Below are 23,522 nucleotides of genomic sequence, written 5' to 3'. Positions count from 1 at the left end.
CCGTTCAGCCACGCAGGGCGGCACCGGAAGGGGACATGCGCACCGCAGCGCGCCCGTCAGGCGCGGCGAAGTGGAAGGCGGGAGCGGCGCACACGGTCGGAGCGGCGGCGACCGCGCCGGCGGCGCTCCGCCTCGCCGCCGTCCAGCGTCAGCCAGACCCGTATCTCGGTGCCGCCGAGCACCGACGGACCGATGCGCACATCGCCGCCGGTGGACTCCGCGACCCTGCGCACGATGTCCAGCCCGAGCCCGGTCGAGCCGGGTCGGCCGTCGCCGTGGCCACGCCGGAGCGCGGCGTCCGGGTCGGCTATGCCGGGACCGGCGTCGGAGACGAGCACGATCACCGAGTTGCTCGCGGTCCCGCCGTGGTGGACGTCCACGGAGAACGCCGTGCCCTCCGGCGTGTGCCGGAAGACGTTGCCGAGCATCGCGTCGAGCGCCGCTGCGAGCTCGCCCCGGGCGACGGGCACACGGACAGGTCGGTCGACGCCGGCCAGCCGCGCCTCGCGGCCCTCGTCCTCGGCGAGTGCCGACCAGAACGACATGCGCTCGCGTATCACTTCCGCCGCGTCGCAGGCCGAGGCCTCCATGGTGCCGGTCGTCTGGGCCCGCTGCTCGCGCTGTTCGCGTGCGGTGCTGATGATGTGGTCGACCTCGCTCTCCAGCTTGGCGACCGCCTCACGGGTGTGTTCGGCCGCGTCGCCGTCGCCGAGCGAGGCCGCGTTGAGACGCAGCACCGTCAGCGGCGTGCGCAGCCGGTGCGAGAGGTCGGCCGCCAATTCCCGTTCGTTGGCGAGGAGTTGTACGACCTGGTCCGCCATGGCATTGAACGCGGCGGCGGCGGAACGCAGTTCGCTGGGCCCGTCCTCCGGCACCCGCACGCCCAGCTTTCCCTCGCCCAGGGAGTGCGCCGCGGCAGCCAGGCGCCCCGCCGGGCGAACCATCAGCGTCCCGAGCCGGTCGGCGACCGCCACCGACCCGAGGATCAGTGCGATGCCGACGCCCGCGAGGATGAGCCAGGACGTCGTGACGTTGTGGGTCACCTCGTCGTTCGGGATGAAGACCTCGACGACGGCGAACTCGCCGCTGGCGACGGCCGTGGGCCGCAGCAGCGTGTAGCCGCCCTCCACCCTGACCGTCGAGGCGCGGCCCTGGCGCCGGGCGGTCTCCAGCTGCTCCTTCGTCGCGCGCTGCCGCCCGACCTCGACGGCGCCCTGCGAACCGGCCCTGGCCGAGGACCCCGCCTTCCTGGAGGACGACGATTCCGGGGCCTGCGGCACATGCACGGCGAGGCGGCCTTCACCGCCGGCCTCCGTGCTGACGACGGCCTTCTCCAGTTGCTGCCGGTCCGTCGTGATCGCCAGCACGGGACCGACCGTGGCTGCCTGCCGCTCCGCGTTGGAGAACGCCCGGTCCCGAGCGGTCTCCTTCACCACGAGCCCCAAGGGCACAGCGAAGGCGATCACCACCATGACTGTCACGGCGAGACACACCTTCACCAGTGCCCATCTCATGCCCGTATGTCCTTTCTCACGGCCGCGCCTGCTCCGGCGCCTCCAGCTTCACGCCGACGCCGCGGATGGTGTGCAGATAGCGGGGCCGGGCGGCCGTCTCGCCCAACTTGCGGCGCAGCCACGAGAGGTGGACATCGATGGTCTGGTCGTCCCCGTACGCCTGCTGCCACACCTCGGCCAGCAGCTCCCTGCGCGGCACGACCACGCCCGGTCTGCCGGCGAGGAAAGTCAGCAGGTCGAACTCCCGCCGGGTCAGGTCCAGCAGCGCCCCGTCGAGCTCCGCCTGCCGCCGCAGGGGATCTATGGCGAGGCCCCCCACCTTCAGCACCCGTTCCGTGACCGTGCCCTGCCCCCCTCCCCCGTTGGTGCCGCCGCGCGAGCGGCGCAGCACAGCGGCCATACGGGCCGAGAGATGCTCCACGGAGAAGGGTTTGACCAGGTAGTCGTCCGCTCCGTCATTGAGGAGCCTGACGATCTCGTTCTCGTTGTCGCGCGCGGTGGCGACGATCACCGGTACGTCCGTGATGCCGCGCAGCATCTTCAGCGCCTCCGCGCCGTCCAGGTCCGGGAGGCCCAAGTCCAGGATCACGACGTCGAATCCGTACTGGGCGACTTCGCGGAGTGCCTCCAGCGCCGTGCCGACGCTGCGCACCACGTGCGAGGCGTCCTTGAGGTGTCGGATGAGGGCGGAACGTACGAACTGGTCGTCCTCGACCACGAGCACACGGGCCATGCGCGCACATTAGTCCATACCGAAACGGGAGTGAGCAGGTTGCGGCTATGGTGACAGGGATGGGACGACGAGCACTTGTGCACGCCGCAGCGTGGGCACTGGCCACGAGCGCTGCAGTGACTCTGTCCTGGTTCGGCGTACACACGGTCCTGGCCGGAACGGAATACGATCCGCCGCGGTCGCTGCCCATCGCGGACGGTTCGTCGTCGACGACCGGTCCCGGATCGCCTTCCCCCCAGCAACCCGAGCCGACGCCGTCCCCTTCGAAGTCCGAGCCGCAACCGCCGGAGACGCAGCGGCCGAGCCCTTCCGGGTCCGCGCCCGGCGGCGGGCGCACGACGAGGCCGCCGTCCGAAACGTCCGAGCCGGCACCCGCGTACTCGGGGAGGGTGGAAGGCGCCAGCGTCGCGGGCGGCCGGGCCGTCTTCGACATGCGCGAGGACTACGCGACGTTCGTCTCGGCCACCCCCAACGACGGCTGGGACACGCAGGTTTGGAAGGACACCACCTGGATCCGGGTGACCTTCACCAAGGACGGGCAGTCCTCCTCGATCTTCTGCCGCTGGGACGGCGGCCCGCCGCGCATCGAGTCCTACGACAACGGCTGAGCCGGCTCCCGGCCGAGCGACGACCGCATCGGGGCCGTCGGCGGTCGTCAGGGGGTACGTCAGCGGAAGACGTCGTCGGGCGGCACGGGCGAGGGCGTCGCCGTGGCGTCCGTGACCGGCGCGGCGCCCCCGGCGAACAGGGCCAGGGCATCTCCTGACTGCACGCGTCCGGCATACGGGTCACCCGCCGAGCGCCGCGTCAGCTCCGCGACGGGCAACTCCCGGTCGGCGGCGAGGAGTACAGCGTTGCCGAAGCGCCTGCCACGCAGCACCGAGGGATCGGCCGCGAGGGCCGCGCAGCTGAACACCTCGCGCACGGTGGCGACCTGGGAACGCAGATGGTCCAGCGGGCGGCGCTTGCGCCCGGGCGCCGCGCCGTCGCCGTCGCCCCCTCCCGGCCCGTCCGCGATGTTCGCGGCGTAGAGCCCGTCGGCACGCAGCACACGCCGCACCTCGTGCAGGAATTCGGTGCTCGTGAGATGCGCGGGGGTGCGTGCGCCGGCGAAGACGTCGGCGATGACGAGGTCCGCCCAGCGCTGAGGGAGCCTGGTCAGCACCTCGCGGGCGTCCCCGCCGCGTATCCGTATGCGCCATCCGCGCTCCAGGGGCAGCGCGGTGCGAACCCACTCGATCAGGCCGGTGTCGCTCTCGACGACCTGCTGCGTCGACCGCGGCCGCGTGGCCGCGACGTAGCGGGCAAGGGTGAGGGCGCCGCCTCCGAGGTGCAGCACCCGCAGCGGGCGTCCGGGCGGTGCGGCGAGGTCGATGACGTGGCCCAGCCGGCGCTGGTACTCGAAGCCGAGGTGTGTGGGGTCGCCGAGATCGACGTAGGACTGCGGTGCGCCCTCCAGCAACAGCGACCAGCCGTGCGCACGTTCGGGGTCCGGAACCAGTTCGGCGCTGCCGCCGCCGACCTGCGCGGTCAGTGTCTCCCGCGCCCGGCGGCCCCTGCCACGGGTGCCACCGGCACCACCGCCGCTTCCGGCGCTGCCGCCGCCTCTTCCGCGGTCGCTCTTCGCGCCGCCGCTCCGCCGCTGTCCGCCCTTGGCCACACGTCCAGTATCGCCGCAGAGCGTCAGCGCAGCTCAGTACGGGTGGCAGCTCACTGACAGCGGTCGACGGCCGCGATGGTGCGGGCGGCCTCCCCCAGCGCCGCCCGCAGCAGCGACGCGTCGGTGGCCACTCCGAACGCGTACTCCGGGGGAACCAGCCAGCCCGTGCCGACAAGTGGAGGTTCCTGTGCGACCGTTCGGGGCCGCCCGGGCGTCTGTGTGCAGGCGCTGCCCGGCAGATCCCAGCAGGCGGCGGTGCCCGGCGGAACGAGGAACCCGAGGGTGTCCCCGTCGTACAGCAGAACCGGACCCAGTCCGTCCCGCAGCCGCAGAATGTCCACGGCCTCCAGGCCCTGACGGGCGGGGACGGTCACCAGGTCGCAGGGCACACCGCCCGAGACGGTGCGGACTCCCGAACCGGTGTCCATAGCGACCCTTCCTCCGAGCTCCTCGGCAATGGTCATGCAGAGTTCAACGCCCGTGACCGTCAACGGCTACGGCAGACCACGCCACAAAGGATGGCACTTCATGGCAGATGATGGGTGAGATATCCGTTTTGTAGCGGAACTCTGCGTGCCGAACCTGTCACAGCCGGTACCGTCCGGCCATGGCGTCGTCCTCTTCCGCGTCGCAGGGTCCGCACCGCGCGCCCAACATCGCTTTCCGGCAGCTGCGCGGCGCGCGGTCGCCTGCCGAGTTCGCTGCCGCCGTGCGCCGTGCCGCACGCGAGATCGGTGAGCATGTCGCCTGCGACGCCCGCTACATCGGACGGGTGGAGGCCGGCGAGATCCGCTGCCCCAACTACGCCTACGAGCGGGTCTTCCTGCACATGTTCCCAGGTCGCACGCTCACCGACATGGGCTTCTCCGCCCGTGAGGCCGTACGGGGCCGCACGGCCCGTTCTCCGCAACAGGCTTACGGAGGTGACAAATCGCCGACATACCTGACGCCGCGTCAGCCGGAATCCCGTACGCTCATCGGTCATCACAGCAGCAACCCCAGCATTCTCAGTAATCCCATTAACCGCATTTACCCCAGCAGTGCCAGCGGCTCGGCCGTGGACGACACCGCCGCCTTGACGGCGTCCGGCCTCAACTCCCTGACCTGCACTATCTGTTCAGACTGTTCCGAGATTCACGAGGAGAGCGACGTGCTACGTCGCGCGTTCATGATCGGCGGCCCGGCAGCCGCCCTGACCGCCATGCCGCCGCTGAGCGGCGAGGCCACGGCAGCGAACCGCCACGTCCCGTCCGCACACGCCCACCGGCGCATCGGCGAGACCGAGGCGGAGGCGCTGGAACACGCGGTGCGGCGCATCCGTCTGCTGGACGACCGGCACGGCGCCGACGCCCTCTACCAGCGCGCCGGCGACTCGCTGCGCAGTGCGTACGAACTCCTCGACTCGGGCACCCCCAGCCGTCAGTCCGTCACCGACCGCCTGCACAGCGGTGCGGGTGAACTCGCCATCTCCGTGGGCTGGCTGGCCCACGACTCCGAGCGCTTCGGCGACGCCCGCTCGCACTACGCCGAGGCGCTCGCCACCGCCCGCGTCGCCGGCGACCCGGCGCTGGAGGCCCACGCCTTCTGCAACACGGCCTTCCTCGCCCGCGACGCCGGACGCCCGCGCGAGGCCGTACGGGCGGCACAGGCCGGACAGCAGGCAGCCAAACACCTGGGATCGGCACGGCTGTTGTCGCTGCTCAACCTGCGCGAGGCGGGCGGCTGGGCGGGGCTCGGCGACCGTACCGCCTGCCAGGAGGCGCTGAGCAGGGCGCACACCCTCTTCGAGTGCGGCCGTTCCGACCCCGACCCGGCGTGGATGAGTTTCTTCGGCGAGGCCGAACTGGCTGGCCTGGAGGCGCAGTGCTGGTCGGCGCTGCACGAGTGGGAGCGCGCGGCCGCGCACGCCCGGCGCGCCGTGGCTCTGCAGGACCCGCACTTCGTGCGCAACAGGGCCCTTTTCACGGCCGAACTGGCGGGCGACCTGGCCGCGTTGAACCGACCGGAGGAGGCCGCCGACGCGGGCACGAAGGCGCTCGCACTGCTGGGGCCCGTGCAGTCCTCACGCATCCGCGGGATGCTCGGCACGGCGGCCCGGAGGCTGAACCCGTACGCGGGGGACAGCACAGTCGACGCGTTCCTGACGCAGCAGCGCCGCGCCGCGCCCCGGCCGCGAACGGCCTGACAGCACCGGAGAGAGCCTGATGGCAGGCCTGGCAGCGCCTGACAGGGGTCTGACCCGGGCCTGTCAGCAGCGGCACAGGCACTGACAGGGCCGGCACGCATGCTCCACGAAGGGTCCGCGCGCCGCTCAGTCCAGATGTCCCGTGTCGTTCCAGCGGCTGATCGCCGGCTTGCCGTAGGCCCAGCCGAGCACCGAGAAGGAGGCCGGCGAGAGGGACAGGCATCCCCCGAACGGGGTCTCCTGCCCGAGCCAGCGCGCCCCCAGCACGCGCAGGATGTGGCCGTGCGCGAAGACGAGCACATCGCGGTCCGCCGACCGCGCCCACTCGACGATGCCGTCGGCACGCGCGGCGACCTCGCTCTTGGTCTCGCCGTCGACGACTCCGTCCCGCCAGATGTACCAGTCGGTGCCCGTGTCCTCGCGGATCTGCTTCGTCGTCAGTCCTTCGTACGCGCCGTAGTCCCACTCCCGCAGTGCGTCCCACTCGGTGGCACGGTCGCCGAAGCCGGCGATGTCGCACGTCTCACGGGCGCGGGAGAGCGGGCTGGTGCGCACCTCGGCTCCGGGGAGGCCGTTCCACGGCTCGCTCTTGAGCCGTTCGCCCAGGAGCCGGGCGTCGTCGCGGCCCGATTCGAGCAACGGGACGTCGGTGCGGCTGGTGTGCTGTCCGGTCGTGGACCACTCTGTCCGGCCGTGCCGTACGAGCAGGATGCGCGCTGCCATGGAGAACCTCTTCAGCCGTCGGAGGGTGGTGGCAGACCATGACCGTGGCACTCGGCTGCCGTCGTCCGGCAGCTGCCTGCCTGCTGACTGCCACTGCCCGGCATTCGGTCATCTCTGCCGTTCTCGCCCCATGTTCACCCCTGCCGTCGCCGCGGAGCGGGACAGGCGCGCGGGCGCCGGTGCGGCGTCTGTCGGTTCCGGATGCCACACTTCCGCAGGTAATGCAGTCTTCCGCGAGGGTGCGCCGATGACCCACTCACACGGCAGCGCCGGCGCGCTGCGACGGCGTCTCGCCGAGCTGCGCGGCGGCCCCGACGTCCCGCCGCGCCCGATGGACGCCCGCGCCCTGGCCGCCCTCGCCGCGAACCCGGGCTGCCGGAGGCGGGCACTGCTGGACGGTGCGGGGGTCGACAAGGCCGCTGTGGCCCGCGCGTTGGGGGCGCCGGCGCCCTTCGGCCAGTCCCAGTTCGCCTTCGCCCGAGGCAATTCCTTCGAGGCGAGGGTCAAGTCGGACGGCGGCGCGGAGCTGATACGGCTGCTGTGTGCCAGCACGGGCGAGACGCCGCCCGAGCCGGGCACGGTCGCCCTCCCCGACCTGTCCGCGGACGGCCCGGCGGGCCGTACTGCCCGTACCCGCCTGGCACTTGAGCGGCCGCAGGCCGGGGAGACCGGCGAGGCCACGGACGACGCCGACGGCGGATGGGCCCTGCTCTTCCACCCGATGCTGGCGCTCGAAGTCGCCGGTTCGACGGCCTACCTCGAACCGGACGCGATCGCCGTCCATCCGGACGGCAGCCACACGGTCGTCGAGATCAAGTCCTTCCCGATCCTGGACGGTTCGGCGGATGCCGCGAAGGTCGGAGCCGCCGCCCGTCAGGCCGCCGTCTACGCACTCGCCCTCGGGGAGCCCGGCGTGGAGGGAGCGGTTCGCGAGCACGCTCTGCTGGTGTGCCCGAAGGACTTCTCCAACCTCCCGACGGCGCACGGCGTGGACATCCGCAAGCAGGTCGCCACGACGCGGCGCCAACTGGCCCGTCTCACCCGGCTCGAGGAGATCGCCGCAGCGCTTCCCGACGGCACGGTCTTCGACCCTTCCCGGCCCGTGCCCGAACTGGCCGCCGCCGTCGAGTCGGTGGCCGCGGCGTACGCCCCCGAATGCCTCTCCACGTGCGAGCTGGCGTTCCACTGCCGCGACCGCGCGCGTGCGGCCGGTGCGGTGGAGTCGCTGGGCCGGTCGGTGCGGGGTGAGCTGGGCGGCTTCACGACGATCGACGCCGTGCTCTCGGCAGCCGGCGAACGGCCACCCGAGGGAGGCGATCCCAGCGTGGACCTGGAAGGAAGCGGCCCGGGCTCCGACTCCGGCGCCGGCGCCGAAGGCGGTACGTACGCGGAGGAGCCCGCGGCGGCCGCCCTGCGCCGGGCGGCGCGGCTGCGCGCCGAGGCGCTGGGAGGCGCGCCGTGCTGAACGCCGCCTCGACCAGCGCCACGGGGCTCCGCAACTGCGGGGAGCCACCGTGTCGTTGATGTCCGCGCTCGCCCGTATGGAGGCCGCCGCGGCCGGACGTGCACAGCCCAGGACGACCGTGCGCCACCGGCACCTGGCGGAACGGCCCCTGGTCCTCGTCCCGTTGACCACGGCGGGCGAGGCGGGAGCGCCGCTCGGAGCCATGGTCGGCGCCGACCGCGAGACCCCGGAACTGCTGGTCGTGCCGCAGCCCCGCGACCGCGATCTGCGCTTCGCCTTCCTTGCCGGCCTCGCCGCCGCCGTGCTGCCGCACCTGGAATCGGCACAGGACGACATCGAGTGGGAGGAGCGCAAGGAGACGGACCCGGAAACCGGCAAGAAGGTGCCGGTCCAGGTCGAACTGTGCGCGGACGCACCGCAGTTGGTCGTCCCCAACGGCCCCGGCGCCGACTTCGTACGGCTGCTGGGGCGCTCCATGCGCTTCCGGCGCACCGCCGAAGAGGACCCGGACGGAGGGTCCGCCGGCCTCCCTCCCGACTCGCAGCAAGGGCAGCAACCACAGGCCCGGGCGCAGTACTTCGTCCCTCCGCGTGTGCCGCTGCTCGGCCGCTGGCTGACTCTGTACGGCGAACGCGCCCGTGTCCCCGGCTCCTCACTGCTGGTGTCCATGACCGAGCTGCTGGCGCGGCACTGGGCCACCGGCCAGAGCGCGTTGGAGGACCAGCACCTGGGTGCACTGCTGGCGTGGATCGACCCGCCGGACGGTCTGAAGGGCGGCGAGGCGGCGCTCCGGGCGGAGGTCCAGCGGGACGGTTCGGGGCAGTTGCTGTGTCCGCCCGCGGGCCCGGCCACCGACCCCGCGTTCGACAACAGGCTGCTGTCCCCCGCGATCGACCGCTTCGACGCGGGCGTCCCCGGCGCGGAGGACGAGGTGCGCGAGCTGATCGCCTCCCAGCTGCGACCCGCGTGGGACGCCGTGTGGCGCGGCATCGATCTGCTGCGGACGCTGCCGGAGGGCGAGCACGTGGCGGAGCGCTTCAAGCGCGACCGCTGGTCCTACACCGCGCACCGCGACCGGGTGCGCGCTGGGGAACCGCCGCAGCCGCGGCGGGACGACGCCGTGACCGCTGCCGCCAAGCTCGCACAGCGCGAGCGCGAACAGGCCCGGCTGGAGGCGCAGGAGGCGCTCGACGATCCCCTCGTCATGGCCGAACGGCGGTTCTCGGGCGAGGCGTTCGCGGGTGAGGTCGTCTCGGTGGAGATGGCGTACTCGGAAGGCAAACGGGCCATGCCGCGCCCGCTTGTCACGGTGAGAACGCAGGACCGTCCGCATCTCGGCGACGGCGTCAAGGCACACCGCGTGATGGACGAAGGCGCCCGGCAGAGCGCCGAGTTCGTACGGAAGGACGACCGCGAGCCCGGCCTGGTGACGCTGCGGCTGACCGGAGGCATGGGGCGCGGCAAGGAGCCCGCTCCCGGAACGGTGCCGGAGGAGGGCGAGCGGCTGTGCTGGACGCTCTTCGAGCACGCGCCGCGCGGCGGTCCCGGGCTGCCCGAGGTGGAGGACACACCGTGGACGCACGGCGGGCCGCCCGCCGAACCCGTCTCGGCGGGGCCCGCCGGCGCTTCGGCACCCGCCGGAGCCGCGGCCTCCCACCCGCAGCACCCCGAACCCGACCCCGTCACCAGTGAGGACCTGCTGTGAGCGCGCCCCCTCACCCCTCCGCGGCCACGACCGCGGCGCCCTCCGGTGAGACCGATCCCGGCGAGGCCGCGTCCCTCGCCACCGCGGCGATCCTCCACGACACGCTGCACGGCTCCCACCGGGGCGTCGTCGTGGACTCGCCGCCCGGCGCGGGGAAGTCGACTCTGGTCGTACGTGCCGCGCGTGAACTCGCCGCGGCCGGGCGGCCGTTGATCGTGATCGCTCAGACCAACGCCCAGGTCGACGACCTCACCGGGCGGCTGGCCACCGCCGACCCCGAGCTCCCCGTCGGACGGCTGCACAGCAGCGAGACCCGCCCGTACGATCCCGCGCTGGACGAGCACCCGAACGTCGTCACCTCCGCGAAGATCGCCGATCTCGCCGCACTGCCCGTCGTCCTGTCCACCGCCGCGAAATGGGCCTGGGTGAAGCGGGGCGAGGGCGAGGAGCCGTGGGCCCACGCGATCGTGGACGAGGCGTACCAGATGCGCTCCGACGCGCTGCTGGCCGTGGCCGGGCTCTTCGAGAGGGCTCTGTTCGTCGGCGATCCGGGCCAGCTCGACCCGTTCAGCCAGGTGGGCGCCGAGCAGTGGGCGGGCCTCACTCACGATCCGTCGGCGAGCGCGGTGACCACCCTGCTGTCCCACAATCCCGATCTGCCGCAGCACCGGCTGCCGGTCTCGTGGCGGCTGCCCGCCTCGGCCGCGCCGCTGGTCTCGGACGCCTTCTATCCGTACACGCCCTTCCGCAGCGGCAGCGGGCCCGGCGACAGGCGGCTCGTCCTCGGGACGCCGGCGGGCGACTGCGCGGCGGACAGGGTGATCGACGAGGCGGCCGGCTCGGGCTGGGGTCTGCTGGAACTGCCCGCACGGCTGACACCGCGTACGGACCCCGAGGCCGTCGCCGCCGTGGCCCAGGTCGTCGGCCGCCTGCTCACCCGCGACGGCAGCAGCTCTGACGAACGCTCGCCGGGGCCGGTCCCGCTCACCGCCGACCGGATCGCGGTCGGCACGGCGCACCGCGACCAGGCCGCGGCGGTACGGTCCGCGCTGGCCGGGCTCGGCCTGCCGGCCGAGCTGCGCGCCAGAGACGTCACCGTCGACACGGCGAACCGGCTGCAGGGCCGGGAGTTCGACGTGACGGTGGTGCTCCACCCGCTCTCCGGCCGCCCCGACGCGACGGCGTTCCATCTGGAGACCGGCCGGCTGTGCGTGCTGACCTCACGGCACCGGCACGCGTGCGTCGTCGTCTGCCGCGCGGGCGTCCCGGAACTGCTCGACGATCACCCCGGCACCGAGCCCGTCCAGCTCGGAGTCTCCGTGAAGTTCCCCGACGGCTGGGAGGCCAACCACGCCGTGCTCGCGCATCTGTCGGCGCACACCGTGCGCTGGCGGGAGTGAGCCCGGGGCGAGCCGCGCGTGCGCCGGAGCCCGCGGGCGGACGCCGTGCTCCGCAGCCGTGTGGCCGCCGACCTGCACAAGGGGCCGTCGAAGCGGGACAATGGTCGCGGCCACGACACATGGAGGTAGGCACATGCCCGAGCCGCATTCGGCTCCGGACCCGCGCGGTGGCACTCCGCGCTTCCGCCGACCCGCACCGCTGCTCTTCGAGCCCTCGGACAGCAAGGAGGACTCAGAGCAGTTCTTCGACCTGGACACGATCACGGACCCCCGTGAACTGCTGGAGCGCTCGACCGAGCTGGCACTGGCCTTCCGTGCCGCGGCCGACCGCGCAGTGGAGTTCCAGGCGATGGCGGCGGCGCAGCTCGCCGACCCCAAGCGCTTCGACCGTCTCTCCGACGCGGCCGTGGCCGAACGCGGCGACTGGTCGGAGGACTACGCGCGGAAGATGATCGAGTTCGGCCGGGAGCTCCTCGAGGACCGCGGACCGCAGTAGCGCGCGGAGGCCGCGACATGGATTCCGGCAAGACGCGGGGCGCGAGAACGTCCTGAAAGCGGCTTGCGTTCCGACGCGGTGACAGCGCCAAGTCATCAGGCATATGCAGGGCGTGCACAATACTGCAGCCCGCCCCCGCTTGTCCGATTTTCTATTCAAAGTTCAAAAACAGAACCTCATGTCCGGTACATCTGTTCCTCATGAGTGACTGGCAGCGGGGAACCACCACACCCCCGCATCCCCACCCCGTCGGCATCCCCGACATCTTCGAGCTCGCCTCCGACCCGGCGCCGCACAGCACGACCTGCACCGCCACGCCGGGCGCTTCCTGCGTCACACAGGCCGGTGCCGACTGGCTCGCCTCCGCCTGCACGCTCCCGGCCAGCGTCCACGCCCTGTGGCTGCACCGGCCCGGCTCACCCAGCGTCCTCCCGTGCGGCACGGCCTTCGACGGGGTGAGTGCGGCACCGCTGACCGGCCGGCTGATCCTGGAGCAGCTGTGGTCCAGCGGACCGGGGAGCGGACCGGTGGCCGTCCACCGTGGGCGCCTCCTCCTCTTCGCCGCCCCGGGTACGGCTCAGCGGCTGGCGGCCCTGCTCAGCTGGGGAGAGTGGCGCACAGGGGGCCGATGGGCCGGCGGATCGCCTGCGGAAACGTTCCCCTCCCTGCTCTGCCTGGGCTTGGGCGACTCCGTGACCATCCCCGCCCTGCACTGTGAACACCAGCCCGAGCACGAGGATGGGCACACACCCGTGGGCGCTCACGCGCGTAAGGCCGGCCAGTCCCGCTGGCTCGTCGCGCCCGACGTCCGCCACCCCTGGCTGCCCGGCCCGGAAGTGCTGCTGCGAGCCTGCGTCCGCCCCCGCCGGCGCCGTCCACGGCAGCGCCTCCAGACGCCCGTACGCGCAGGTCGGAGCCCCGCGAGCGTCGAAGAACCGATTTCCGGAACAGCGGACCGTGATGCTAGGGTCTATGACGTCACCAGGCGCCGCTAGCTCAGTTGGTTAGAGCAGCTGACTCTTAATCAGCGGGTCCGGGGTTCGAGTCCCTGGCGGCGCACGAGGACGAGGGCGAAGCCGATCGCGGAAAGTGCGAACGGCTTCGCCCTCGTCGTTCTTGCCCGGCTGCGCCTCGCGGAGCGGGGGCTTCGCCGCCCGCACCCCCCTTGCCAGGGCGAGGACAAAGAGCATTCGGCGAGGACGAAGATCATTCGCGGCTCATCGCCCTTCAGAGCCGGCGGTTCCCAGCGTGGCTCGCACTCCGCTACGCCCCGTCCTTGCGGGTCACCTTCACCCGCCAGCCGCCGTCCGACGTGCGTCCGGTGACCTCCACCCGCACCCCGCCGCCGCGGTCGGTCGTGTAGCTCTCACCCTCGCCCAGCGGCGCGTCCGCGAGGGACGGGTAGACCGAGCCGTCGGAGCAGCCATGGGTGCCGGGGTGCCCGTCCACGACCTTCACGGGTCCGTACGTGGAGGCGCGGTCGCTGCGGACCCAGTACAGGAGCACGCCCTCCGCGCACAGCCCCCGGTCGTTGCCCTCGGAGTCGCGGGCCTCTATCGCCAGCGCCTCGTACCGGCCCGTGCGTGCGACGGCCAGCCTCCGGTCCCCACGGCTGCCCAGCGGGGCCGCGCCGAGCGAGCGCAGGTTGTGCGTACTGGCCCCGGCTTCGGACGGCACGCAGCTGACGTTGCGCCGGGTGAGCCAGCCGAGCTTCCACTTCTCCCAGGCGAAGAGATCGGGAGCGAGCCCGAACTGGCTTCCCATGAGGTCCCAGTCCCCCACGTAGGTGTCCCAGTCGGCCAGGTTGGAGGCCGGACGCTGGTACAGGTCCGGCAGGTCGAAGGCGTGGCCGGTCTCGTGTGCCAGGACGTGGCGGTCGGGCGGGCTCTGCTCGAAGACCGTGACGAGCCGGCGCAGCTCGGTGCCGTCGGCCTCGATGGGGGTCTCGAAGTTCACGACCTTCGTCGCGTCCGAGTCGACGCCCCGCGCGTCCGGGTCGGCCACGAGGTAGACCAGGTCGTACCGGCTGAAGTCGACGCTCGGGTCCGCCGCGGCGACAGCGTCCCGCAGGTAGTCCGTGCGCTGCCGCTCGTTCCAGTCACGCCTTATCCCGTACGAGCGGGAGCTGGAGGGCATGCGGATCCAGCGCTTGCCGGCCGTGGTGTGGAGCCGGAACTTGCCGTACGAGGCGCGTTTGTAGAAGTCGGACGTGGCCGGGAAGTGGTCGGCGGTCAGCTCCCGCGGCGTGGTCTGCGGCCGGGAGTCGGGGAAGGACAGGAAGAGCATGGCGGCGTCTATGCGGTGCCGGGGCCGCGGATAGGCCGGGTCCCAGCTGTCCACCCCCATGGAGTGGTGGGCGCCGGTCCGCGGCAGGGCGCACGGTGCGGCGACGGCGACGGCGGTGATCGGTCCGGCGAAGAGGCCCATGCCGACGAAGGCCATGAGCGCCACGAGGACCGCTGCCGCGCGGCGCCATCCGGACATCACGGAGGAGGGTCTCCGGGAGCCGTGCTTGGTCGAACGCGCCACGTGTGGACCTCACTGGGACGGGAGTAAGGACCCTTCAACCGTTGCCCGGAATGTCCGCTAAGTCCTGTTCCGTTAGACCATGCGCGTGAGCGGCAATATGGCTACTGTGTGTGATGCGCTGCCTTACGCGGACGACCCCGTTCTCGCACTCATGCCGGAACGGTCACCCTCGCGTTCACTCTTACGTCCCACGCGCACCAACGCCCCGGTGGGACGCCGTGGTTGCTGGCTCCGCTCACGCCCGAACCTCTATGATCGGCACATTTCCAGCGCGGATCGCCACGCAGCATCTCGGGCCGACCGCCCGGCCGATTCGCACGCGACGAGCCCCCCGGCGGGAGCGATTGGTGAACGGACCCATCGAAGGACCGGGCAGGAACTCCGGCGAGAGCACCGGGACTTCACCGCAGAAAATCACGCAGCGTGGCCGCGTCCGGGGTGGATGGCACGGACGGTCGGAGTGGCGGGGCCGGAAACGGGAGAGCGACTTCCGGGCCGCCTTCAACGCCGCGCGCCTCGCGATGGCCATCGTCGACAGCGACGGCAGGGTCGTCAGTGCCAACGACGCCCTCGGCACACTGCTGGGCGCCGCGCCGGATTCGCTCGTCTCCACCTCCCTCACGGACCTCCCCTCGCTGGGGCTGGACGGAAGCGTGATCCGCAACGGGCTCGGCGTGGCGGCCCGGCCGCACCAGGTCGCTCCGGGCACGGCCCCCGGAGCCGCCGTCCCGCGCACCGCGACCACGTGGGAGACGTCCGGTGTGAACTGCACGCGGCGTCTGAAGAACCCGGACGGGCACACCTTCTGGGCGGAGATCTCGCTCATGCCCACCGAGCACGACGGCGAGACGCTGCTGTCGGTGGCCGACGTCACCGAACAGCGCGAGCTGCGCGACCGTCTCCGCCATCTCGAGATGCACGATCCGGTGACGCGCCTTCCCAACCGCACCCTCTTCTTCGAGCGTCTGGCGACGGCCCTCTCCGACACCGCCACCGGCCGCGTCGGCATCTGCTATCTCGACCTCGACGGGTTCAAGGCCGTCAACGACACCATGGGGCACCGGGTCGGGGACGAACTGCTCGACGCGGTCGCCCGCCGGCTCATCCAGTGCGCGGAGGACGGCGGTCAGCGGCACCTCGCGGCACGGCTGGGCGGTGACGAATTCGCGCTGCTCGTGGACGGCTCGACCGGCACGGAACAGCTGACCACCCTGGCCAAGGCCACCCTGAAGGCCCTTCAGCAGCCCTTCGACCTGGGCGGCCAGCGGCTCACCGTCTCCGCCAGCATCGGCGTCGTGGAACGCGAGGCGGAGGGCACCGACCCGACGCAGCTGATGCAGGACGCCGACACGACGCTGTACTGGGCGAAGGCCGACGGAAAGGCGCGCTGGACGCTCTTCGACCCCGAGCGCAACGCCCACCGGATGACCCGTCAGGCACTCTCGTCCGCGCTGCGCGGCGCGGTGGAGCGGCGCGAGTTCGTACTGGACTACCAGCCGATCGTCGGCCTCGACGACGACCGGTTGGTAGGCGTCGAGGCGCTGGTGCGCTGGCAGCATCCGCAGTTCGGCAAGCTCGGACCGAACCGTTTCATCGGTCTCGCCGAGGAGAACGGCGCCGTCGTACCGCTGGGCCGCTGGGTCCTTGAGGAATCGTGCCGCCAGGCGAGGAAGTGGATGCTCGCCCACCCGGGCCCTCCGGCATACGTCAGCGTGAACGTGGCCGTGCGGCAGGTGTGGGACTCCGACCTCGTCGCGGACGTGCGCCGCGTGCTGGAGGAGACCGGACTGCCTTCGTCTCTGCTCCAGTTGGAGCTGACGGAGTCCGCCGTGATGGGCTCCGCGGGGCGTCCCCTGCAGGCCCTGCACGCCCTGAGCGAGATGGGCGTCCGCATCGCGATCGACGACTTCGGCACCGGCTATTCGAACCTGGCGTATCTCAGTCGGCTCCCGGTGCGCGTGCTGAAGCTGGACGGCAGCTTCGTACGGGGCTTCCGCGCGGCGCGGCATCCCAATCCGGCGGACGAGACGATCGTCACGGCGCTGGTACGGCTCGCGCACCAGCTCGGCCTGACGGTGACCGCCGAGTGCGTCGAGAACCCCTCACAGGCGGACCGGCTCCGCCGCATCGGCTGCGACACCGGGCAGGGCTGGCACTACGCCAAGCCCATGCCGGCCCACTGCATCGGGGCACTGCTCCGCTAGCCCGCCGCAGGCTCCGCGCACGGCGGGCCGTTCGCCCGGCTCCAGTCCTTGCGTCCCGTCGCGGCGACGGTGACACCGAGGCCGATCATCGTGAGCCCGCCCGCCCCGCCGACCAGTGCCAGCCGCCGCATGACGCCCATGCAAATCAAGGGCGACCGGTCTCCGCCGCTCCTTTCCGGTGGCAGGCAGCCGGGCCCGCGCCGGATGTCAGGGCAAGGGCAACTCGTAGGCGTCCGCGACGAGTTCGTAGGAGCGGACCCGTGCCGAGGGCGTGTGGACGTTGGCCGTGAGCATCAACTCGTCGGCACCGGTGCGCTTGACGAGGGCGTCGAGCCCTTCGCGTACGGCGTCGGGAGTTCCGTACGTGACGTTGGCCAGCCAGCTCTCCACGAAGTCGCGCTCCCCCGCGCCGAAGTCGTACGCCTCGGCCTCCTCCGGTGACGGTACGAGGCCGGGCCTGCCCGTGCGCAGCCGCAGCATGGCGAGGGCGCCGGTGAGCACCTGGCGGCGGGCTTCGGCCTCGTCGTCCGCCGCCAGGGCGGCTGCGCCGATGAGCGCGTACGGCTCGTCCAGCACGGCCGAGGGTGTGAAGGTCTCGCGGTAGAGGTCCAGCGCGGGCAGGGTGTTGCGGGCCGAGAAGTGGTGCGCGAAAGCGAACGGCAGCCCCAGCCGGCCGGCCAGTTCGGCGCTGAACCCGGACGAACCCAGCAGCCAGACCGGCGGACGCGTCACCTCGCCCTGCACCGGCCCGGGCACCGCGTGGATGCGGGAGTAGCGGTGACCCTCGGGGAAGCCGTCGTCGAGGAAGCGGATCAACTCCGCGAGCTGCTGCGGGAATTCGTCCGCGCCCTCATGGAGGGCGTCGGTGCGGCGCAGCGCGGCGGCCGTCGCCCCGTCTGTGCCGGGGGCGCGCCCGAGGCCGAGGTCGATGCGTCCCGGGGCGAGCGCCTCCAGGGTGCCGAACTGCTCGGCGATGACGAGTGGCGCGTGGTTTGGCAGCATCACGCCGCCCGATCCGAGCCGGATGCGGTCGGTGCGGGCGGCGAGATGCGAGAGGATCACGGCCGGCGAGGAGCTGGCGACGCCGGGCATGGAGTGATGCTCGGCGACCCAGTACCGCGTGAAGCCGCGCCGCTCGGCGAGACGCGCGGTCTCGACAGTGGCTCGCAGCGCGTCGCCGGAGGTGAGTCCGGTGCCGACGTTCACGAGGTCCAGGACCGACAGCGGTACGGGGGCCGTGCCCCTCGCCTCGCCGCGTATGCCGTCACCGCCGCTGCCGTCACCGGACCCGGTGCCTGTGCCGGTTCCTGTGCCGGTTCCTGCCGCGCTGCCTGTGGCGTTGCCCTCGTGCACGGGTGCCGCCCTCCGCTCGCTGGTGTCATGTACGTCCAGCTGTGGTCAACGGCGGGCGGCACTCATCTCTTCCCCGGGCCTCCCGCTCCAGCGCGGCGACCGGGTCGCGCGCGTCAGGCCGTGAAGAGCGTGCCCAGCGCCGGGCAGCGCACCGAGAGGTCCAGCAGCCGCAGGCCCTCCCAGACGGTGACCTGGTTCGCTGTGAGGACCGGCTTGCCCAGCGCGTCCTCGATGTCCTCGATCCACGCCGCGGTGTGCAGTGCGGTGTCGGGGAGCAGCACGGCCTGTGCGTCCTGGTGGTCGCCGCCGCGGGCGAGCGCGAGCACCTCTTCCTGGCCCCAGGTGCCGACCTCCGCGGCGGTGATGATGCCGCTGCCGCGCATGGAGACGACCTCGGTGCCCGCCGCCTTCAGGAAGGCGGTGAAGAGCTCGCCGACATCTTCCGGGTAGGTCGCGGCGATCGCTACGCGCTCCGCGCCCAGGGCCCGTACGGCGTGAGCGAACGCGAAGGAGGTGCTGGAGGCGGGCAGCCCGGCGGTGGCGGACAGCTCGCGCACCTGCTCGTGCGCGCCGTCCCAGCCGAAGACGAAGCTGGCGCTGGTGCACGCCCAGACGACGGCCTGGATGTCGCGCTGCTTGACCTCCTCGACCTTCGCGGCGAGCCGCTTCGCCGAGCCCATCTCCAGCAGGGCGTCGGCCCGGTGCGCGTCCTCGCCGATGTCGGTGTGGACAAGCGGCAGCCGGACGTCGGTGCCGGCGTCCGAGAGGATCCGCTCGAGCCGCGGGTAGTCGTCCTCGGCCGAGAAGCCCGGGTAGAGGAATCCCACCGCCTGCGACTGCGCCGCCGCGTTCGCCATCTGCTCCTCCTGAAGCGTCGCTGGATGATCGGATACCCGGGACCGGTGGCGTTGCCTGCCCGGTCCGGGGGTTCTGGTGACTGATCCGCGTGCGGACTCCCGCATGCGGACTGCCTCGTCGCGCATGTCCGGCCCTCCCATCGTCAGCTGGGTGGGGGCACCTCCCAGCGTCAGCTGGGGGACTGCTGCCGAGTGTGGCGCACCTTCCCGGTCGTACGGACGCGCGCGAGTTCGCACACGGACGTACGAGGGGGGGCCGCCGGCACGGATGGGCGCCGGACTCCCTGTCCGGCGCCTGTTCTTCCGGGGGGCGCCCCGCCCTGGGGCGGGGTGTCTCATCTCACACGGCCGGGGGTCACACCGGCGGCTGGTTGCCGCCGCCCCATTCGTCCGTGTAGCCGGAGGCGAAGCCCTGGTCGTATCCCTCCAGGGGTTCGCCGCTCTCGGTGCCCGCACCCGCCAGCGCCGCCTCCGGCTCGACCGGGAGGACCGTCGGCTCGGCAGCCGGTTCGACGAACTCGACGACCGGCTCGGCCGGCTCCTCGGGCCTGCTGACCGGCAGCGTCGGTGAGGCTGCCATCGCCGCGGGCCCACGCCGTGCCACCGGGTCGAGCAGCGCCTGGTACGGACCCACCGCTTCCTTCCCGATGCGGCGGAGCGCGTCCCAGACCGTGACCTGGTTCGCGGAGAGCACCGGCATGCGCAGTTCCGCCTCGAGCTGCGGGATGACGTCGTACGTCGGCAGGTTGGTACAGCTGATGAAGAGGGCGTCAGGAGCGTCACCGGCGACGGCGTCGCGCGCCATGTCCACGACGTCCCGGTAGGGCACGCGCCAGATCTCCCCGGTCAGCCCGAGATAGCTGCGTCCTGTGACCGCGATCCCGGCCTCGCCGAGGAAGTCCTCCAGCGAGTCGGTGACCGACTTCGTATAAGGGGTGACGACGGCCACACGCATCGCCCCGATCTCCCGGAGCGCGGCGAGCAGCGCACCGGAAGTGGTCAGCGAGGGGATCTCGCCGGCCTCCTCCATGGCCGCGGTCATGGACAGCTCACCGGCGGCGCCGCCGACGAAGCTGCCGGATGTGCACGCGTAGGCCACCACTTCGGGAGCGACCGCGCACAGGGCCTGAACGCCCTCGCGAAGCGTCTGGTGCTCACTGACGAGGCGAGCCTGATCGAGGCTCACCTCGACGGGCACAAAAGGGGTGCGTGTGAGGTGCAATGACACATCGTCCGGCACCCAACGCCACAGCTCCCGATCGAGTGCGAAGTCGAAGGGAGCGACGATTCCGACACCGCGCTGTGGCTGCGGTCCGCCGAGGAAGGAGACATCCATGGGTGAGCCCCAAAGAACGGAGGGGTGGCCTATGGCCAGAAAGGGAAGAAAAGAAAGCCGGTCATTAGCCGGAACGCCGGGACAGATGCCTTCATTGACGACGGTAGTTCGCGCTACCTACCGTGGTCAATCCTCGCATGTGCGCCAGCTTCCCGCGGCCGAGTTGAGCCGTCCCGCCCAGTCAACCGCCCCCTCGTTTCGAAGTGGTTTCCTGCCGATGACCGAGCCCGTCCTCCTTGTCCTCGATGATGATCCATTGCCCCGGCTCGACCGTCTCGCCGGGCGTGCCCGCGTCGAGCACGCGGACGAGAAAAGCCTGGTGGAGAAGCTGCCGACGGCCGACGTGCTGCTCGTGTGGGACTTCCTGTCGGACGCGGTCCGGCACGCGTGGCCGGGGTCCGGGCGGCGCCCCCGCTGGGTGCACACACCGAGCGCCGGAGTCGACCGTCTGCTGCCGGAGCTGGCGGCCTCTCCTGAGACGCTCGTCACGAACGCCAGAGGAGTCTTTGACCAACCCATTGCCGAATACGTGGCAGGGCTGGTTCTAGCCATGGCCAAAGATTTCCGGGGCAGCTGGGAATTGCAACGGCAACGTCGGTGGAAGCACCGGGAGACGAAAAGGGTCGGCGGATCCCGGGCCGTTGTGGTCGGCTCCGGGCCAATTGGCAGAACTATCGGCCGGACGCTGAAGGGACTCGGGGTCTCCGTGGACCTCGTCGGGCGCACCGAACGGTCCGAAGACCCCGATTTCGGACGTGTCCACGGCAACGCGGCGCTCGGCGAACTGCTCGGCCAGGCCGACTGGGTCGTGTGCGTCGCACCGCTGACGGAGGGCACGCGCGGCCTCTTCGACGCGAACGCCTTCGCCCGGATGAGGCCCGACGCGCACTTCATCAACGTCGGCCGCGGTCAGCACGTGATCGAGGACGACCTGGTGGAGGCGCTCGGCAGCAACCGGCTCGCCGGTGCGGCCCTCGACGTCTTCGCCGAGGAGCCTCTTCCCGAGAACAGCGGGCTGTGGGAGGTGCCGGGGCTGCTGATCTCGCCGCACATGAGCGGCGACACGATCGGATGGCGGGACGACCTCGCCGAACAGTTCCTCGACAACTTCGACCGCTGGGAGGCCGGGGAGCCCCTGCTGAACGTCGTCGACAAGAGCCTCGGTTACGTTCCCTCGACCTGATCCCGCGCGGCGCGGACCGGCCTGCCACGCCGGTACCGCGCCCGGTGGCGCTTCTCCCCCATCCGTCCGACGGCCTCCGCTGCCGCCCGCGCGCCCGCGTGCGGCAGCCGCCGCCGGTCTCCCGTCCCCTCGGCCCTGGCCGGACTCGCTCGACTCGAAAGGCTCCCATGTCGGATCTCAGCAGCCTCACCGCCGGACGGCTCGTCGCCGGGTACAGCAACGGAGACTTCTCCCCGATCGAGGCGACGCGTGCCGCGCTCGAACAGGCCGAGAAGGTGCAGCCCCACGTGAACGCCTTCGTCCGCATCGACGGTGACGACGCCCTCGCGCAGGCACGCGAGTCGGCCGAGCGCTGGAGCCGCGGCGAACCGCAGGGCCCGCTCGACGGTGTCCCGGTGACGGTGAAGGACATCCTGCTGCTGCGCGGGAAGCCGACCCTCCGCGGCTCCTGGTCCTCCTCCACCGACGGCCCCTGGGAGGAGGACGCGCCGTCCGTGGCCCGCATGCGCGACGCCGGCGCGGTGTTCATCGGCAAGACGACCACGCCGGAGTTCGGCTGGAAGGGCGTGACGGACAGCCCGCGGCACGGCATCACCAGGAACCCCTACGACACCTCCCGAACGGCGGGCGGCTCCAGCGGCGGCGGCTCCGCAGCCGTGGCACTCGGCGCCGGGCCGCTGACCCTTGGCACCGACGCGGGCGGATCGGTGCGCATTCCTGCCGCCTTCTGCGGGATCTTCGCCCTCAAGCCGACCTACGGCAGGGTGCCGATCTATCCCGCGAGCGCCTTCGGCACGCTCGCGCACGTCGGCCCGATGACCCGGGACGCGGCGGACACCGCGCTGCTGATGGATGTGATCTCGCAGCCCGACGCCCGCGACTGGTCCCAGCTGGCACCGCCGCACGGCAGCTTCCGCGAAGCGGTGAAGAAGGGCGTGCGCGGGATGCGCGTCGCGTACTCGCCGGACTTCGGCGGACGGGTCGAGGTCGATCCGGCTGTCGCCGCCGGGGTGCGCCGCTCCGTCGAGCGGCTGGAGGAACTGGGCGCCCACGTCGAGGAGACCGACCCCGGGTTCGAGGACCCGATCGAGGCCTTCCACTCCCTGTGGTTCGCGGGCGCGGCCCGCGTGACCCAGTACTTCACCGACGAGCAGCGCGAGAAGATGGACCCCGCGCTCCGGGAGATCGCCGAGGACGGGGCCTCGCGCAGCGCCCTGGACTACCTGGCCGCCGTCGACGTCCGCATGGCGCTCGGCAAGCGGATGGGCGTCTTCCACGAGAAGTACGACGTGCTCGTCACGCCGACCACGCCCGGCACCGCGTTCGGGGCCGGCCTGGAGGTGCCGGAGGGTTCCAGCTACCGGCGGTGGACGGAGTGGACGCCGTTCACCTACCCCTTCAACATGACGCAGCAGCCCGCCGCTTCGCTGCCCTGCGGGCTGGACGGCGACGGGCTGCCGATGGGCGTTCAGATCGTGGCCGCACGCCACCGGGACGATCTGGTGCTGCGGGCCTCGCACGCGCTGTACGAGGCGGGGGCCGCGGATGTGCCGGCCCCCGCCCTGGCCGGCAGCGCCTGACGGGCCTGAGTGGTCAGACCCGGCGGAAGTTGAGGGTCTCGCCGAGAGCGCCGGCCCGCCACAGGTCCTGGCAGGCCTCGGCCATCGCGTCGAGGCCCTCGACGACCGCACCCCAGACGATGCCGGGCACCCAGCCGGCGTCGCCGTTGATGAGGAGATTGTTGCGCTCGTAGAAGAGCGCGAGGTCGATGACGGTGGACCGGGTGGCGTGGGCGGCCTGGCCTCCCTGCTTCTCGGCCGCCGCCTCGTAGCCGTACGACGCGGTGCTCAACTGCGTGTCGGTGAAGGTGAAATAGCAGAGATCACCCGGAATGGGCGTGATCGTCGGGTTCTCCAGCGGCGGTTCCTCCGGAGCGAACGGCGGGATCAGTGCGTAGATCTCGTTGCGGGCGTACTTCGCGTGGTAGACGTCGCCCCCCAGGGGCAGCGCGTTCCACACGGCTTCGCAGGTGATCGGGGCGCGGTCGTCGAGCAGCTTCGCTGTGCAGCTCACTCCCCGCTTGTCCAACGACACTTCAATGAACCGCTCGGCCATCGTGCCTCCGCGTCGCGCAGTGGTGATTCGTACGTGTCAATGGTGGCGCAGCGGTCAAGCCCAC

The 23,522-nt window shown here is 71.9% G+C and carries 21 protein-coding genes and 1 tRNA gene; 11 read left to right on the top strand and 11 right to left on the bottom strand.

The features are described 5' to 3' along the window. Positions 1 to 56 precede the first annotated feature (56 nt). Together G4Z16_RS22450 and G4Z16_RS22445 are read right to left on the bottom strand one after the other, a co-directional pair. The gene (locus G4Z16_RS22450; protein ID WP_197352488.1) at positions 57 to 1,514 is read right to left on the bottom strand and encodes a sensor histidine kinase; all 1,458 of its coding nucleotides are present in this window, start codon (positions 1,512 to 1,514) and stop codon (positions 57 to 59) included. 16 nt (positions 1,515 to 1,530) lie between these two features. Next, positions 1,531 to 2,247 (bottom strand): response regulator transcription factor, encoded by a 717-nt coding sequence (locus G4Z16_RS22445; RefSeq protein ID WP_197352487.1) that lies wholly within the window; start codon positions 2,245 to 2,247, stop codon positions 1,531 to 1,533. Positions 2,248 to 2,636: 389 nt separating this feature from the next. Here G4Z16_RS22445 and G4Z16_RS33105 point away from each other — a divergent pair, with 389 nt between their 5' ends. Further along, entirely contained in the window at positions 2,637 to 2,855 is a 219-nt protein-coding gene (locus G4Z16_RS33105; protein WP_343070887.1) for a hypothetical protein, read from the top strand. Between the two features lie 59 nt (positions 2,856 to 2,914). On the opposite strand, the gene G4Z16_RS22435 is transcribed toward G4Z16_RS33105, so the two are convergent. Next, entirely contained in the window at positions 2,915 to 3,907 is a 993-nt protein-coding gene (locus G4Z16_RS22435) for a spermidine synthase (protein WP_197352485.1), read from the bottom strand. A 50-nt stretch (positions 3,908 to 3,957) separates the two neighbouring features. Continuing rightward, positions 3,958 to 4,335 (bottom strand): hypothetical protein, encoded by a 378-nt coding sequence (locus tag G4Z16_RS22430; protein WP_197352484.1) that lies wholly within the window; start codon positions 4,333 to 4,335, stop codon positions 3,958 to 3,960. A 179-nt stretch (positions 4,336 to 4,514) separates the two neighbouring features. Between G4Z16_RS22430 and G4Z16_RS22425 the strand changes: the two genes are divergently transcribed. Next, positions 4,515 to 6,092 (top strand): NsdA family TPR-like regulatory protein, encoded by a 1,578-nt coding sequence (locus G4Z16_RS22425; RefSeq protein WP_197352483.1) that lies wholly within the window; start codon positions 4,515 to 4,517, stop codon positions 6,090 to 6,092. 126 nt (positions 6,093 to 6,218) lie between these two features. Here the strand turns inward: G4Z16_RS22425 and G4Z16_RS22420 are convergent, their stop codons facing one another. Then, the gene (locus G4Z16_RS22420; RefSeq protein ID WP_197352482.1) at positions 6,219 to 6,815 is read right to left on the bottom strand and encodes a histidine phosphatase family protein; all 597 of its coding nucleotides are present in this window, start codon (positions 6,813 to 6,815) and stop codon (positions 6,219 to 6,221) included. Between the two features lie 247 nt (positions 6,816 to 7,062). Between G4Z16_RS22420 and G4Z16_RS22415 the strand changes: the two genes are divergently transcribed. The 6 genes from G4Z16_RS22415 (at position 7,063) to G4Z16_RS22390 (ending at position 12,940) form a co-directional block, all read left to right on the top strand. After that, positions 7,063 to 8,280 (top strand): hypothetical protein, encoded by a 1,218-nt coding sequence (locus G4Z16_RS22415; RefSeq protein WP_197352481.1) that lies wholly within the window; start codon positions 7,063 to 7,065, stop codon positions 8,278 to 8,280. 49 nt (positions 8,281 to 8,329) lie between these two features. Continuing rightward, positions 8,330 to 9,985: a hypothetical protein gene (locus tag G4Z16_RS22410; protein ID WP_197352480.1), complete on the top strand. Its 1,656-nt coding sequence runs from the start codon at positions 8,330 to 8,332 to the stop codon at positions 9,983 to 9,985. Further along, positions 9,982 to 11,385, top strand: coding sequence for an AAA family ATPase (locus G4Z16_RS22405; RefSeq protein ID WP_197352479.1), 1,404 nt, complete (start codon positions 9,982 to 9,984; stop codon positions 11,383 to 11,385). The genes G4Z16_RS22410 and G4Z16_RS22405 overlap by 4 nt, the downstream gene beginning before the upstream one ends. A 133-nt stretch (positions 11,386 to 11,518) precedes the next feature. Then, the gene (locus tag G4Z16_RS22400; RefSeq protein ID WP_028436229.1) at positions 11,519 to 11,881 is read left to right on the top strand and encodes a hypothetical protein; all 363 of its coding nucleotides are present in this window, start codon (positions 11,519 to 11,521) and stop codon (positions 11,879 to 11,881) included. A gap of 200 nt (positions 11,882 to 12,081) precedes the next feature. Further along, positions 12,082 to 12,876, top strand: coding sequence for a hypothetical protein (locus tag G4Z16_RS22395; RefSeq protein ID WP_246530998.1), 795 nt, complete (start codon positions 12,082 to 12,084; stop codon positions 12,874 to 12,876). Next, a tRNA-Lys gene (locus G4Z16_RS22390) sits at positions 12,867 to 12,940 on the top strand. Before G4Z16_RS22395 ends, G4Z16_RS22390 begins: the two co-directional genes overlap by 10 nt. A 204-nt stretch (positions 12,941 to 13,144) precedes the next feature. On the opposite strand, the gene G4Z16_RS22385 is transcribed toward G4Z16_RS22390, so the two are convergent. Next, positions 13,145 to 14,365: a M6 family metalloprotease domain-containing protein gene (locus G4Z16_RS22385; RefSeq protein WP_197352478.1), complete on the bottom strand. Its 1,221-nt coding sequence runs from the start codon at positions 14,363 to 14,365 to the stop codon at positions 13,145 to 13,147. Positions 14,366 to 14,757: 392 nt separating this feature from the next. On the opposite strand from G4Z16_RS22385, the gene G4Z16_RS22380 reads away from it, so the two are divergent. Continuing rightward, the gene (locus G4Z16_RS22380) at positions 14,758 to 16,614 is read left to right on the top strand and encodes a putative bifunctional diguanylate cyclase/phosphodiesterase (RefSeq protein WP_281393709.1); all 1,857 of its coding nucleotides are present in this window, start codon (positions 14,758 to 14,760) and stop codon (positions 16,612 to 16,614) included. Here the strand turns inward: G4Z16_RS22380 and G4Z16_RS32975 are convergent. The 4 genes from G4Z16_RS32975 to G4Z16_RS22365 all read right to left on the bottom strand — a co-directional run bounded on the left by G4Z16_RS32975 (position 16,611) and on the right by G4Z16_RS22365 (position 20,160). After that, a complete protein-coding gene (locus tag G4Z16_RS32975) occupies positions 16,611 to 16,745 on the bottom strand; it encodes a hypothetical protein (RefSeq protein ID WP_281393820.1) in 135 nt (44 codons plus the stop codon). The genes G4Z16_RS22380 and G4Z16_RS32975 overlap by 4 nt on opposite strands. 76 nt (positions 16,746 to 16,821) lie before the next feature. Further along, positions 16,822 to 17,874 (bottom strand): LLM class flavin-dependent oxidoreductase, encoded by a 1,053-nt coding sequence (locus tag G4Z16_RS22375; protein WP_246531347.1) that lies wholly within the window; start codon positions 17,872 to 17,874, stop codon positions 16,822 to 16,824. Positions 17,875 to 18,080: 206 nt separating this feature from the next. Continuing rightward, entirely contained in the window at positions 18,081 to 18,824 is a 744-nt protein-coding gene (locus G4Z16_RS22370) for a maleate cis-trans isomerase family protein (RefSeq protein ID WP_197352475.1), read from the bottom strand. Between the two features lie 355 nt (positions 18,825 to 19,179). Next, the gene (locus tag G4Z16_RS22365; RefSeq protein ID WP_197352474.1) at positions 19,180 to 20,160 is read right to left on the bottom strand and encodes a maleate cis-trans isomerase family protein; all 981 of its coding nucleotides are present in this window, start codon (positions 20,158 to 20,160) and stop codon (positions 19,180 to 19,182) included. Positions 20,161 to 20,377: 217 nt separating this feature from the next. Here G4Z16_RS22365 and G4Z16_RS22360 point away from each other — a divergent pair, with 217 nt between their 5' ends. Both G4Z16_RS22360 and G4Z16_RS22355 read left to right on the top strand, forming a co-directional pair. Next, the gene (locus tag G4Z16_RS22360) at positions 20,378 to 21,343 is read left to right on the top strand and encodes a D-2-hydroxyacid dehydrogenase (protein WP_197352473.1); all 966 of its coding nucleotides are present in this window, start codon (positions 20,378 to 20,380) and stop codon (positions 21,341 to 21,343) included. A 167-nt stretch (positions 21,344 to 21,510) separates the two neighbouring features. Further along, positions 21,511 to 22,923 (top strand): amidase, encoded by a 1,413-nt coding sequence (locus tag G4Z16_RS22355; protein ID WP_197352472.1) that lies wholly within the window; start codon positions 21,511 to 21,513, stop codon positions 22,921 to 22,923. 13 nt (positions 22,924 to 22,936) lie between these two features. Here G4Z16_RS22355 and G4Z16_RS22350 read toward each other — a convergent pair whose 3' ends face one another. Beyond that, positions 22,937 to 23,458 (bottom strand): DUF3830 family protein, encoded by a 522-nt coding sequence (locus tag G4Z16_RS22350; RefSeq protein ID WP_197352471.1) that lies wholly within the window; start codon positions 23,456 to 23,458, stop codon positions 22,937 to 22,939. Positions 23,459 to 23,522 lie beyond the last annotated feature (64 nt).

Source organism: Streptomyces bathyalis (genome assembly GCF_015910445.1).
GTDB lineage: Bacteria > Actinomycetota > Actinomycetes > Streptomycetales > Streptomycetaceae > Streptomyces > Streptomyces bathyalis.
The sequence above is the reverse complement of the archived record's forward strand: the minus strand, read 5'-3'. Positions and strand labels throughout refer to the sequence as shown.

Excerpts from the sequence above, each read along its gene's own strand:
- G4Z16_RS22450 (WP_197352488.1), bottom strand. The coding sequence starts at position 1,514 with ATGAGATGGGCACTGGTGAAGGTGTGTCTCGCCGTGACAGTCATGGTG.
- G4Z16_RS22445 (WP_197352487.1), bottom strand. The coding sequence starts at position 2,247 with ATGGCCCGTGTGCTCGTGGTCGAGGACGACCAGTTCGTACGTTCCGCC.
- G4Z16_RS22430 (WP_197352484.1), bottom strand. The coding sequence starts at position 4,335 with ATGGACACCGGTTCGGGAGTCCGCACCGTCTCGGGCGGTGTGCCCTGC.
- G4Z16_RS22425 (WP_197352483.1), top strand. The coding sequence starts at position 4,515 with ATGGCGTCGTCCTCTTCCGCGTCGCAGGGTCCGCACCGCGCGCCCAAC.
- G4Z16_RS22420 (WP_197352482.1), bottom strand. The coding sequence starts at position 6,815 with ATGGCAGCGCGCATCCTGCTCGTACGGCACGGCCGGACAGAGTGGTCC.
- G4Z16_RS22415 (WP_197352481.1), top strand. The coding sequence starts at position 7,063 with ATGACCCACTCACACGGCAGCGCCGGCGCGCTGCGACGGCGTCTCGCC.
- G4Z16_RS22400 (WP_028436229.1), top strand. The coding sequence starts at position 11,519 with ATGCCCGAGCCGCATTCGGCTCCGGACCCGCGCGGTGGCACTCCGCGC.
- G4Z16_RS22395 (WP_246530998.1), top strand. The coding sequence starts at position 12,082 with ATGAGTGACTGGCAGCGGGGAACCACCACACCCCCGCATCCCCACCCC.
- G4Z16_RS22385 (WP_197352478.1), bottom strand. The coding sequence starts at position 14,365 with ATGTCCGGATGGCGCCGCGCGGCAGCGGTCCTCGTGGCGCTCATGGCC.
- G4Z16_RS32975 (WP_281393820.1), bottom strand. The coding sequence starts at position 16,745 with ATGCGGCGGCTGGCACTGGTCGGCGGGGCGGGCGGGCTCACGATGATC.
- G4Z16_RS22370 (WP_197352475.1), bottom strand. The coding sequence starts at position 18,824 with ATGGCGAACGCGGCGGCGCAGTCGCAGGCGGTGGGATTCCTCTACCCG.
- G4Z16_RS22365 (WP_197352474.1), bottom strand. The coding sequence starts at position 20,160 with ATGGATGTCTCCTTCCTCGGCGGACCGCAGCCACAGCGCGGTGTCGGA.
- G4Z16_RS22360 (WP_197352473.1), top strand. The coding sequence starts at position 20,378 with ATGACCGAGCCCGTCCTCCTTGTCCTCGATGATGATCCATTGCCCCGG.
- G4Z16_RS22355 (WP_197352472.1), top strand. The coding sequence starts at position 21,511 with ATGTCGGATCTCAGCAGCCTCACCGCCGGACGGCTCGTCGCCGGGTAC.
- G4Z16_RS22350 (WP_197352471.1), bottom strand. The coding sequence starts at position 23,458 with ATGGCCGAGCGGTTCATTGAAGTGTCGTTGGACAAGCGGGGAGTGAGC.